The sequence below is a fragment of the Bacillus clarus genome (assembly GCF_000746925.1).
GTDB classification, from domain to species: domain Bacteria; phylum Bacillota; class Bacilli; order Bacillales; family Bacillaceae_G; genus Bacillus_A; species Bacillus_A clarus.
In genome coordinates, this window is the sequence record NZ_JMQC01000008.1 from 1,610,978 (window position 1) to 1,623,152 (window position 12,175).

A 12,175-nucleotide genomic window follows, 5' to 3' on the forward strand; every position below is an offset into this window, starting at 1 on the left:
TATTATTCTAACATTTCAGAGTGAAAAATGTTAGCCATTCACACTTTCTTTTGATTTAATCGCAAGAAGCCCAGAAGAATATAGCACTCCTGTAATAACTAATATCATCCCTATACACTGTGCAGCTGTTATATTTAATCCTTCTACAAAAGAAATAATCATAGTAACAACAGGAACTAAATTAAAGAATAAGGACGTTCTTGCTGCACCGATTTGAGCGATTCCATTATTCCACCATAAATAACCGAGCACACTCATTCCAAGTGCCATAAATAAAATCGATAACCAAGCTGGTAGAGGAATTTCCGAAATCGGTACCACACTCTTTTGCATGAAAGATACCATAATAAAAGCAACTGCCCCAATAGTCATCGTATACGTCGTCGTTTGTATTGGACTACCCGTTTTAATACATTTTCTGCTTAATACGCCGTATAACGCCCAGCAAATATTCCCTAATAAGATATAAAAATCCCCTTTTGAAAATGATACATTTTGTAGTATTGCAAACGAGCCTTTTGTAAGGACGAAAATAACACCAAGTAGTGCAAATAACACTCCAATCACTTGGCGTTTCACGATTCTCTCTCGTAAAATTATACTTGCTAACAATACCGTAACAAGTGGATTTGTCGCCATAATAAGCGCTCCATTAATAGCTTCTGTATGTTTCATTCCTAAAAAGAAAAAGAAGTTAAAGCCGAATACACCAACTATACCAAGTAAAAAATAATAAGCCCTATTCTTCCTCCATACTTCCACCTCAAAATCTTTTCGTATTTTTAAAAGACATAACATCACAATTGCAGCAATCCCAAAACGCCATGCAGCTATATGAATAGCTGAAAAATATTGTACTGCGTATTTTGAAACGTTAAATGTCCCACCAGTGAAAATCGCAAACCCTAATAACTGAGCATATACTTTATTTCTCATTGTCAGCCTCCAAATCTTTTCCTTCTAGAAAACCGTAATAAATTTCTAATTTCTCCTCTGTTAGCCGGGCTACTTTTTGCAATTGCTCCTGTTGTTCTTTTAAACGATCTAAGTGTGCTGTTAAAATTGAGATCCTCTTTTTTACTTTCGCAGGTACTTCCTTTTTCCTCTGTCTAATCTCCTCTATAATGCATCCATCACTTGCAAATTCGACCATCTCTTCTAATGACATTCCGGTTTGTTTTAATGAATATAAAAATTTTAATAAACGTACATCACCTTCTGTATACTGACGAATTCCACTATTTCGCGTTGGTGGTGGTAATAATCCTAATTTCTCATAATAGCGCAAAGTGTGAATACCCATCCCCGTTAATTCTGCTACTTCACCAATTTTATACATGTTCTTCTCCCCCCTTAGTTTCACATGTTTATCTTACAACCTAGAGTTAACTCTAGGTCAATACGTAAATAAAAAACAACTATATATGATTGATATCTAGATATCAATCATATATAGTTAAAGTATGGAAAAAAATGATAATTTTATAATTCAATTACGCAAGGGTGTTTTTGATCTCGCTATTTTGTCTCTAATAAGCAAACAACCCATGTACGGATATGAAATCACAAGTGCATTACAAGAAATCCCTGTATTTCATATTCCAAATGGCTCGATTTACCCTATATTAAATCGAATCACGAAAAACAATTGGGCTGTTTCCTATTGGGAAGAGTCCGGTGATGGACCAAAAAGAAAATACTATCAGATTACAGACGAGGGGAGAGAAATTTTACATAGTCGCTTACATGATTATGACGCAGTTTATCATGCTCTAATGTTACTAGCTAAAGGAGAGGATAAAAAATGAACAAGGAACAATTCGATATGTTTTCATTCTATTATTTAATTGGATATGTTATTTTTAGTTCACTGTATATCATTTTGTTAAAACAACATTACAATAAAAACAAACAGTACCAACATATCAACGCTTTTTAAAATATATCAATTTACCAACTAGATTCAACAACGATGCACACCCACAACAGCACAAAAAAGACGCACAGCCATAGCTATGCGTCTTTTCTATTACTTCTCTGCAACTTGAACTTCTTTTACATAAGCTGCTTCGAATTTTTGGATGTCACCTGCGCCCATGAAAATAAGAACGCCGTTTTTATGTTTCTTTAATACATCCGTTGTTGTATCTGTAATTAGTTCTGCGCCATCGATACGCTTTTGTAGATCTTGAATTGTTAATTCACCTTTGTTTTCACGTGCTGATCCGAAAATATCACATAAGTATACTTGGTCAGCTTTGCTTAAGCTTTCTGCAAACTCATCTAAGAACTTTTCTGTACGTGAGAATGTGTGCGGCTGGAATACAGCGACAACTTCACGTTCTGGGTGTTTTTGACGAGCAGCTTCAATCGTTGCATTAATTTCTGTCGGATGGTGTGCATAGTCATCAATGATAACTTGTTCTCCCATCGGTTTTTCATTAAAGCGACGTTTTACGCCTTCAAAAGTTGTTAGTTGATGTTTAACTGCTTCTACATCAACGTTTTCGTAATGACAAAGCGCGATAACTGCTAATGCATTTAATACGCTATGGTTGCCGTATCCTGTGATTTTGAACGTTTCATAATACGTATTACGAACGAATACATCGAATACAGTACCATCAGTTCTCTTTTGAATGTTACGTGCTTGGAAATCATTATCTTCTCCAAATCCATAGAAAATAACAGGTACTTTCGCTTGAATTTTTTGAAGCTCTTCATCATCACCACATGCAATAATACCTTTTTTCACTTGCAATGCCATCTCTTGGAATGCACTGAACACATCATTGACGTCTGCGAAATAATCTGGATGATCGAAATCGATATTTGTCATGATTGCATAGTCTGGATAGTAAGACAAGAAATGACGACGATACTCACAAGCCTCAAACACAAAATACTTACTATTTTCTACCCCATGCCCTGTTCCATCTCCAATAAGATAAGACGTTGGGTGTGCGCCTTGCATTACATGGGCTAACAAACCTGTTGTTGATGTTTTTCCGTGTGCACCAGTTACAGCAACACTTGTGTACTGATTCATAAGTTCACCTAAAAAGTGATGGTAACGATGTACTGGAATATTTAATTCTTTTGCTGCTACGATTTCTTCATGCGTATCAGGAAATGCATTTCCTGCGATAATCACTTGTCCTTCTTTCACATTATTTTTATCAAAAGGAAGGATGGAAATACCACGCTTTTCCAATGCTGTTTGTGTAAAGAAACGCTTTTCATAATCAGACCCTTGAACAGTATGCTTCATGTCATGAAGAATTTGTGCTAATGAACTCATTCCTGTTCCTTTAATTCCTACAAAATGGTAAACTGTCATCTTAAAGAACCTCCAACATTTCGAACTAATACAACGTCCTATCTATAAGACAGTATATGAATCTTTTCTTATTTTGGTAATCATCATACATTTCTGATGAAGCGAAGTTCTCTTTTATCTTCACTTATCAGGATAAACACGTACTTACGTACTTCTTTTATGTCCATAACAAACTTATTATAGCAAAAAACAAGCTGTTATACTATGATAACAGAAAAACTGATAGGGTCAATCACCTATCAGTTTTTCTGTCTTTTACATCTCTTCTCTTTTTTCTAATTGAACACGCTCTAGACGTAGGTTTGGACGATATTTACGGCCAGCCTTCGCTTCTGGCTTTCCATTTAATTCCACATTGTCACCAGTAAAGCCAATGTTCATTTTTAATAAACTACTTCCTACTCCATATATATCTACAGGAACTTTTTGTGCTTCAAATTCACGAATACGCTTTTCATCAAAGCCACCGGTTACAACGATATTTACGTGTTGGAACCCTTCCTCATCAAGCGCCTTACGAAGTGTAAATACAAGTGATGGATTTACACCACGTGGATCAAATGTTCCAAGCACTTCTGGATGACGAATGAAATATTGGTCAATCATTGTACGTGATGTATCAACACGTACACCTTTTAATGTCGATCCAAATTCACGTGCAACACGGAGCGCATCTGTAATAACGTCATTATTATAATCAATTAATACGACCAATTCGTCTTCTGGGAATTTTTTATGGTATGCTTTTGCAGCTTCAACAACATCACCATTAAACATTTGAATTAATGCGTGAGGCATTGTCCCCATACCACTCTTGCCCCACCATTCATTCATTGCATGCGTCGCTTGTGCGCTCATACCTCCGATGTATGCCGCATATCCGTCACCAGCTTGTTGTGTATAGTGATCGTCACGGTCTCCCATGAAAATAACTGGTTTTTCCTTCTCAACGCTGCGTGCAGCTTGGACAACGTTATATACATTTGTCGCAACTGATGTACGACGAGCTAAAATCCCATCGATTACACCTTCTAAAAACCCAAAATATTCATAAGGACCATGAATTGTTAAAACTGTTTCAAATGGACTAATTTTGTCGCCATCCTTTAAAGAATGAATTTCAAGCTCCTCAGGATTTTTAGCGAATGTTTGTAACAATGCGATTACCTCATCTGTTCCACAAAGTACAGCATGTTCTTTTTGGAAAAACTGCATTGTTACAACACTTTTCGGGCGAAATTCTTCAATAATTTCTCTAGTTTTTAAAAAGTAAACGGCAGAGAACCATCCTTCTCCAACACGCTCATCAAATTTAAATGTTTTATTTGTTAGTCGATTTATTTCACCTTTTAACTTTAATTCAATTTCTTTCATGTCGCTTTACTCCCTACTTTACTATCCAACATTTTCTCTTAGTATACAGCAAAACCGCGTACTATACATTCGTTTCCTGCATAGCAGCAAATTCATCCTCAGAAATAAGGACATCTCTCGGTTTTGTTCCTCTTGCCTCAGAAATAATCCCTTGCGATTCCATCTCTTCAATTAGACGTGCCGCACGATTATAACCAATGCGGAATTTTCTCTGTACAGAAGATGTAGACGCTCCCCCTTGCTCTACAACAAATTGACATGCATCAAAAAATAGTTCATCTTCAGATTCACTCTGTTCTGTTTTCGCCAATAAATCCTCTTGCTTAAATAAATAATTTGGTTTCATTTGCTTTTTCACATGATCAACTGTTTTTTCTATCTCATCATCGGATACGTATACGCCTTGTACACGAACTGGTTTAGACGTACCATTTCCTAAAAATAGCATATCACCACGACCAAGTAATTTCTCCGCGCCCCCAATATCAATAATCGTACGCGAATCAACTTGAGATGATACCGTAAACGCGATACGCGTTGGAATATTTGATTTAATTAAACCTGTAATAACATCTACAGATGGACGCTGCGTCGCAACTAATAAATGAATACCACAAGCACGAGCTTTTTGTGCGATACGGCAAATTGCTTCCTCGACATCACCAGGAGCAACCATCATTAAATCAGCTAACTCGTCAATGACAATAACGATATACGGTAATGTCTCACCTGGAATTTCTCTCTCGCTTACGATTGTATTATAACGAGTTAAATCGCGAGCTCCAGCGTGCGCAAACAATTCATAACGATGTTCCATCTCATCGACTGCCCATTTTAATGCGGCTGTAGCTGCTTTTACGTCTGTAATAACAGGTGCTACAAGATGTGGAACAGAATTGTACGGTGCAAGCTCAACCATTTTTGGATCGATTAGCATTAATTTCACTTCATGTGGTTTCGCTTTATATAAAATACTCGTTAAAATCGCGTTAATGCAAACACTTTTCCCTGAACCAGTCGCACCCGCAATAAGTCCATGTGGCATTTTTCGAATATCCGTTACAATTGGGTCCCCAGAAATATCAAGTCCAAGTGCAACTGTAAGCGGCGATTCACTCTTTGTAAATACTGGGCTTCTTAAAATTTCACGAAGGAATACTGGCTTACTTTCCTTATTTGGCACTTCAATTCCAATTGCGCTCTTTCCTGGAATTGGCGCTTCAATTCGAACATCTTTCGCGGCTAAACTTAGCTTAATATCGTCGCTTAAGTTTGTAATTTTATTTACTTTTACACCTGGATCTGGCTGTACTTCAAAACGAGTTACCGCTGGCCCTTGTGAAACATTAATAACATGAGCTCCAACATGGAAATTATTAAATGTCGTATCTAATAATTCTTTCTGTTCTTCTAACCATTCTGTGTTATCTAGTGTCGATTGAGCTGGAATCGTCAACAATGTTAACGAAGGAAGTTCATATTTTGGCGGTGTTTGTAGCACATTGCGTATATCGTGCTCTCGTTGATTTACAACATATGCTTTCTCTTGTACTTCTGTACTTGAAATTGGTGCTTGTACTTGTTGCATCGGCTTCTCTTCCACTTGTGCTTCCACCACTATTTGCTGCATCGGCTTCTCTTCCACTTGTGCTTCCACCACTATTTGCTGCATCGGCTTCTCTTCCACTTGTGCTTCCACCACTACTTGCTGCATCGGCTTCTCTTCCACTTGTGCTTCTACCACTACTTGCTGCATCGGCTTCTCTTCCACTTGTGCTTCTACCACTACTTGCTGCATCGGCTTCTCTTCCACTTGTGCTTCCACCACTACTTGCTGCATCGGCTTCTCTTCCACTTGTGCTTCCACCACTACTTGCTGCATCGGCTTCTCTTCCACTTGTGCTTCCACCACTATTTGCTGCATCGGCTTCTCTTCCACTTGTGCTTCCACCACTACTTGCTGCATCGGCTTCTCTTCCACTTGTGCTTCCACCACTACTTGCTGCATCGGCTTCTCTTCCACTTGTGCTTCTACCACTACTTGCTGCATCGTTTTTTCTTCAATTCGTTCACCCACAGGAGAGTGTGTTACATTCATTCTTGCTGTATGTCTTTCCATTAGTTTCTTTCGATCTTGTTTTAACATAACAACATTAAATGGTACATGACGCTTTTTCTCACGCTTCGGTTCTTCTTTTTGCATAGCAAGTTGTTCTTCAGCAACATTTTTCTTTTCGGCTGCTTCTTCAATTAAAACATTCGCAAAGCTTTGAACATCTTTCTTCGTTTGCTCATCTGCTTCTGAAGTTGGTACTTCATTTTCTTCTTTACGTTCAATTGTTTCTTGCTGAGAAATCACAGATTCCTCAGGAGTACCCTCTGTTTCTTCAGGAGTTTCTTCCTCTGCTTCCACTGTCACCGCTTCTTCAAAAGTTTCTTTCTCTGCTTCCACTGTCACCGCTTCTTCAAGAGTTTCTTTCTCTGCTTCCACTGTCACCGCTTCTTCAAGAGTTTCTTTCTCTGCTTCCACTGTCACCGCTTCTTCAAGAGTTTCTTTCTCTGCTTCCACTGTCACTGTTTCTTCAGGGCTTTCTTCCTCTGCTTCCACTGTCACCGCTTCTTCAAGAGTTTCTTCCTCTACTTCCACTGTCACTGTTTCTTCAGGGCTTTCTTCCTCTGCTTCCACTGTCACCGCTTCTTCAGGGCTTTCTTCCTCTGCTTCCACTACTACTGTTTCTTCAGGAGTTTCTTCCTCTGCTTCCACTGTCACCGCTTCTTCAAAAGTTGCTTCCTCTGCTTCCACTGTCACTGCTTCTTCAGGAGTTTCTTCCTCTGCTTCCACTGTCACTGCTTCTTCAGGAGTTTCTTCCTCTGCTTCCACTACTACTGTTTCTTCAGGGGTTTCATCTTCAACCTGTTTTTTTGCTACTACTTCAGTTATATTTTCTTCTAAAATAGTTGTCTCTACTGGTTGTTCTTCTATTTCTGTCTTACATTCGATTTCTTCTGTTAATATTGTATCCGCGTTCTCTATTTTGGAATCTACTGATTCCTTTTGTAGAGTTTCTTCGTTATCCTCTTTAAATAACACCACTACATCTTGTTCTGGCTCAAGAGCTTGTAAAGTTGCAATTGTTTGTTTCGCTGCACCTTCCTCTTGTCCTTTTTGCCCAGCCGGTTTTTGAAGCTGGTAATCTGTTGAAACTTCACGTGGTTCTCTCATTTCTTGAACTTGTTCTTGTTCTTCTAATGAAGGAACTTGGCGCTCAGTTTCATAACCGTTTTTCTCTAACCATTGATCAACGACTGATTTTTCTCCTCGTTTCTCTTCTTTTTGCCCATGTACGAATTCTTCCTCTTCATTATTAGAAGAAATCTGCACTGATTCTGAGAAATCCGATAGCTTGTATCCTTTTTTCTCTAACCAAGCATCAACGACTGATTTTCCTTCGACGGATATTTCAAGATCTTCTCTTTCCTGTTCTTCCTTCTTAACAACCTGTTGTTTTGCTGAAGGACGATTATATCCAAAGATAGGAGAAATCATTTCTGTTGGGCGGAACGGTCTTCGATTACTTTCTTGCACCGGTACAGATGTTTTTTTGACGATAGGTTCGGGATCAGGTACGAATTCCGGCTCTATAGATGCAGGAACTATTTCTTGTTGTTTTTCTACATATGTACGCCTGCGTCTTTCCATACTCATGATTCTTTGAATAGGTTGCTCTTCAAAACGTGTTGTTTCTTCCACATCCTCCTCATCGAATCCATCATCTGGTATTAATGGAAAACGGCATTTCGCGCCTACATTCCTACTCGCCATTTGTGCTTCTCTTGCTTCAGTGTAGTGGTTTACACGAGGAATTTTCGGCTGACTTTCATCTTGTTTCTGCACTTCTTTATTCATCGCTGTTTTTTCTTCCTCTTTGTTAAACAGCTTTTTCATCCAATCTAACATGCTTACCACTCTTTCTACTAAATAGTAACATCCTTTATTGTATCAGCATTCGCCAAAAAGTGCAGGTAAAATTAAGCATATTCACCTTATCCATAATATTCTAATTTACTAGTATTCATTACATAAAAAAGGCAGTCTTCCACATGAGACTGCCACCTAAGCTTTCTTCTTCCGATATTCATCTACACTATCTGTTACACTTTGAAGCAACGAATTTACATACTGTGGGTCAGATAATCTCTTGTCTTCTTCAGGATTCGACATAAATCCAAGTTCCAATAAGACACCAGGGACCTTTGACCAATTGAATCCAGAAAGATCATCGCGAAATTTAATACCATTTACTTTCACATTAGGATTCTCTTTCATTTTGTTTACAATTGTTTGAGATATTTGAAGACTTTCTGCATAAATTTCTTTCGTATATTGATTTCCTTCTGCTGGCGTCAACACAGCAAATCCACTCTGTCCAGCATTCTCTGATCCATCTGCATGAAGACGCAAAAATAAATTCGCCTTATGATCATTCGCGAATGTCGCTCTTTCCTTATTACTTATATCAACATCCTGTGATGTTCTCGTCATCAATACTTGCATACCTTTTGCTTCGAGCTTTTCTTTCAATAGAAAAGCCATTTCTAACACAAGAACTGACTCCCTCTTTTTCGTCACAACCCCTGTCGTACCATCTGTTACTTTATATTTCTGTATTGTTGCTCCCGGGCCAATTGGCTCCAAATTCAAGTTAGCTTTTTGCTGATGTCCTGGATCAATAACAACGAGGAAATCTCCTTGCTTTTCGTTACTATCCACTTTTTTCTCATTGTTTTGTGCTAGTTGTTCAGACTGCTTCGCTGGTGTGACTTCCTCTTTCTTCTCTTCAACTGTTACTTCTTTCTTTTCCGGCTCTTCCTGTTCATTTGTTTGGACAACTTGAGGTTCTTCTTTCTTTTCTTGCTCTTCCTGCCATTTTTCTACCGATGCTTCTTTCTTTTTCTCGCTGTTTTTTTCTTGTAACGAAGATGCGGTGTCTTTTTTAGGTTGCTCCTGTGAACAAGCTCCCACATATAATCCAATGAATGCAATTACGCTCATTATTTTTATATATTTCATCTTTCTCTCCCATCACTTTGCACCGATTTAAAAGCATTTTAATTTTCTCGCACCTTATCTATAACCTCATCCATACGACAAATATAAATTGGCTGCCACGTTTCTGATCCGCGCTCTGCTGTATAAACTGGATAAGTATCTTCATCTGCATTAACGAAAATAGGATCACCCATGTCTGTTTCATATCCGATGACAATCCATCCTTCTTGCCACTTTCCGCTTTCTTTACTTATTAATGAATTTTTATTTTTATCATAACGGTAACCAATCTGTCCTTTTTCTAACTCTGCTTCGTCAAATAAATATATTTCGTATGACTCCAATTCAATATCTTGTTGTTTTGAAGTTTCAATTAGCTTAAGAAGTTCTTTTACTTTCGGTTGTTGTTTCATACGTCTATCCCCTTCTATTTTTTCTAAATTTTAACTAAATTGTTTTTGAAATACAATATAGATTTCGAGGAAAAGCGTTACAATCCCAAAAATTCCGCAAAAAAAATAGCCTCACATATATGAGACTATTTTTCCTAATATCAATTAAAATTTAAATTCTTGTCCAACTTCAAAGCTGTCTTCTAATACAAGAATACCTTTTTCTTGTGGAGCATCTGGAAGATCTAATTCACGTGCAGAGCAAATCATTCCAGAAGAAGGAACACCGCGAAGCTCAGCCGGTTTAATTAACATACCGCTTGGCATTACAGCACCGATTTTTGCAACGACAACTTTTTGTCCTGCATCAACGTTTGGTGCACCACATACGATTTGTAATGTTTCTGTACCGATTTCTACTTTACAAATGTTTAATTTATCAGCATTTGGATGCTTTTCTTTTTCTGCTACATAACCTACAACAAATTTCGGTGTTAGATCTGCTTCTACTTTTTCTTCAAAGCCGTTCTTCGCTAAAATTTCGTTAATTTTTTCAACAAACTCTTTCGTTAATGTAACGTTTCCTTTTTCTGTAACTTCCACATAAGAAGACGCATTAAAGATGTTGAATCCTCCTGTTACGTTGCTTTCACGATCATAAACGCGAGCAACATCTCCTTTGCGGTCAAATTCACGGTTTTCTAAAGTAATATCTTGTAAGGCAACAATTAATGTGTCACCAATTCCTTCAAGGTTGTAAAAAACGTTCACTTCGTTCATCCTTTCTCTTTTCCATCTGTCTTCTTCCGATTCTTCGCTAAAATAAAGATTGGTTCAAAATCTCCATCTTCATATACGAATGAAAGTGATGTAATCGGAACATGCCCTTCGGCAAAAAATTTCATTGTCATTTGTGCAATAATATCATAACCGATTTCGTTGACGATATCAGCAATAATTAATACATCTTGGTGAGGAACAGCAACAACCATATCACCAGAAATCTTTTCACGCATCGATTGTAGTAACGATTCGTTTAAAATACGACTTGCATCATATCCATCGTTTGTGTTTAAAAAATAAAATGTATTACCAGCTACTATATCCTGTTTAAATTCATAACCTAATGAGCGGGCATTAAATAATGCCATTTCACGTACTTGTTGCTCTGTAAGCTCTAATTTTTGTAATAGACGCTCATCAATTAGTCGGTACGTTTTATTAGAATCTAGTGCATAGTAAATACGTGTTTCCGCCGTATGATCCGTCATAATAAACGGATTTCCTTCTTCTGCTTGTTTTGGGAAAGAAGTAGAGCGAATAACAGGTAAAATTTTCGCCGCGCTATTTTCTTCTTTGTGCATTGCAATTAACGCTTCTTGTACGTAATAAGCGACCTCTTCAATCGCTTTTTCTTTGTTCACTTCCCATTTTGCCACAACTCCTGGAAGCGATACGTTAATGCCTTTTTTCGAATCTTTTTGTTCAATACGAAGAATATCTTTTTCACTATCATAATGAAAGTCCCATTCCGGGCGAGATAATTTCTTCATTAACTCGTCTTTCATCTTTTTACTCGTCATTTTCATCTCTTTTTCCTCCCTTCCAAAAAAATAACCTCCCCCGCGAAGGTAGAGGTTGTTTTACAATTCAATTGGCTAATCGCCTTATTTTAAACCTTCAATAAACTCTTCGATTTGTTCTTGTGTTTTACGATCTTTGTTTACATAGCGACCAGTTTCTTCACCTTTATTGTACGCTACAAAGCTCGGAATGCCAAATACGTCTAATTTCACGCATAAATCAATAAACTCATCACGATCTACATAGTAAAATGAGAAATCACTATACTTCTCTTCTACTTCTGGCATAAATGGATCAACGAAACGGCAATCTGGGCACCATTCTGCTGAGAACATAAAGACTACGTTCTCTTCATTTTTTAATTCTTGGAATTGTTCCATGCTTTCTAATGATTTCATCTATATTTCCTCCTCTGACGAGTGCACTTTTTTCACA

Annotated in this window: 12 protein-coding genes; 2 read left to right on the plus strand and 10 right to left on the minus strand. The window is 37.7% G+C overall.

The genetic code is table 11. The features are described 5' to 3' along the window. Positions 1-30: 30 nt before the first annotated feature. Together DJ93_RS09075 and DJ93_RS09080 are read right to left on the minus strand one after the other, a co-directional pair. Positions 31-936 (minus strand): DMT family transporter, encoded by a 906-nt coding sequence (locus DJ93_RS09075; protein WP_042980374.1) that lies wholly within the window; start codon positions 934-936, stop codon positions 31-33. Further along, a complete protein-coding gene (locus DJ93_RS09080) occupies positions 926-1,339 on the minus strand; it encodes a MerR family transcriptional regulator (protein ID WP_042980375.1) in 414 nt (137 codons plus the stop codon). The genes DJ93_RS09075 and DJ93_RS09080 overlap by 11 nt, the downstream gene beginning before the upstream one ends. 124 nt (positions 1,340-1,463) lie before the next feature. On the opposite strand from DJ93_RS09080, the gene DJ93_RS09085 reads away from it, so the two are divergent. Then, entirely contained in the window at positions 1,464-1,808 is a 345-nt protein-coding gene (locus DJ93_RS09085; RefSeq protein WP_042980377.1) for a PadR family transcriptional regulator, read from the plus strand. Beyond that, positions 1,805-1,939, plus strand: a complete 135-nt coding sequence (locus DJ93_RS34375; protein ID WP_259300193.1) for a hypothetical protein — start codon at positions 1,805-1,807, stop codon at positions 1,937-1,939. The genes DJ93_RS09085 and DJ93_RS34375 overlap by 4 nt, the downstream gene beginning before the upstream one ends. 90 nt (positions 1,940-2,029) lie before the next feature. Here DJ93_RS34375 and murC read toward each other — a convergent pair whose 3' ends face one another. From murC to DJ93_RS09125, 8 genes are all read right to left on the minus strand, one after another. Beyond that, positions 2,030-3,340 carry a UDP-N-acetylmuramate--L-alanine ligase gene (murC, locus tag DJ93_RS09090; RefSeq protein ID WP_042980378.1) on the minus strand — a complete coding sequence of 437 codons (1,311 nt, stop codon included), beginning with the start codon at positions 3,338-3,340 and terminating at the stop codon, positions 2,030-2,032. A gap of 255 nt (positions 3,341-3,595) precedes the next feature. Further along, positions 3,596-4,714 carry a nicotinate phosphoribosyltransferase gene (locus DJ93_RS09095; RefSeq protein ID WP_042980380.1) on the minus strand — a complete coding sequence of 373 codons (1,119 nt, stop codon included), beginning with the start codon at positions 4,712-4,714 and terminating at the stop codon, positions 3,596-3,598. Between the two features lie 61 nt (positions 4,715-4,775). Continuing rightward, positions 4,776-8,672 carry a DNA translocase FtsK gene (locus DJ93_RS09100; protein ID WP_042980382.1) on the minus strand — a complete coding sequence of 1,299 codons (3,897 nt, stop codon included), beginning with the start codon at positions 8,670-8,672 and terminating at the stop codon, positions 4,776-4,778. Between the two features lie 156 nt (positions 8,673-8,828). Beyond that, positions 8,829-9,785 (minus strand): N-acetylmuramoyl-L-alanine amidase, encoded by a 957-nt coding sequence (locus DJ93_RS09105; RefSeq protein ID WP_042980385.1) that lies wholly within the window; start codon positions 9,783-9,785, stop codon positions 8,829-8,831. A 38-nt stretch (positions 9,786-9,823) separates the two neighbouring features. Next, positions 9,824-10,177, minus strand: coding sequence for a hypothetical protein (locus tag DJ93_RS09110; protein ID WP_042980387.1), 354 nt, complete (start codon positions 10,175-10,177; stop codon positions 9,824-9,826). Positions 10,178-10,321: 144 nt separating this feature from the next. Then, on the minus strand, positions 10,322-10,936 hold the full coding sequence (ytpR, locus tag DJ93_RS09115; RefSeq protein ID WP_042980390.1) for a YtpR family tRNA-binding protein: 615 nt from the start codon (positions 10,934-10,936) through the stop codon (positions 10,322-10,324). Beyond that, positions 10,933-11,745, minus strand: coding sequence for a DUF1444 domain-containing protein (locus tag DJ93_RS09120; RefSeq protein ID WP_042980392.1), 813 nt, complete (start codon positions 11,743-11,745; stop codon positions 10,933-10,935). Before DJ93_RS09120 ends, ytpR begins: the two co-directional genes overlap by 4 nt. 78 nt (positions 11,746-11,823) lie before the next feature. Beyond that, positions 11,824-12,138, minus strand: a complete 315-nt coding sequence (locus tag DJ93_RS09125) for a thioredoxin family protein (RefSeq protein WP_000838192.1) — start codon at positions 12,136-12,138, stop codon at positions 11,824-11,826. Positions 12,139-12,175: the final 37 nt, after the last annotated feature.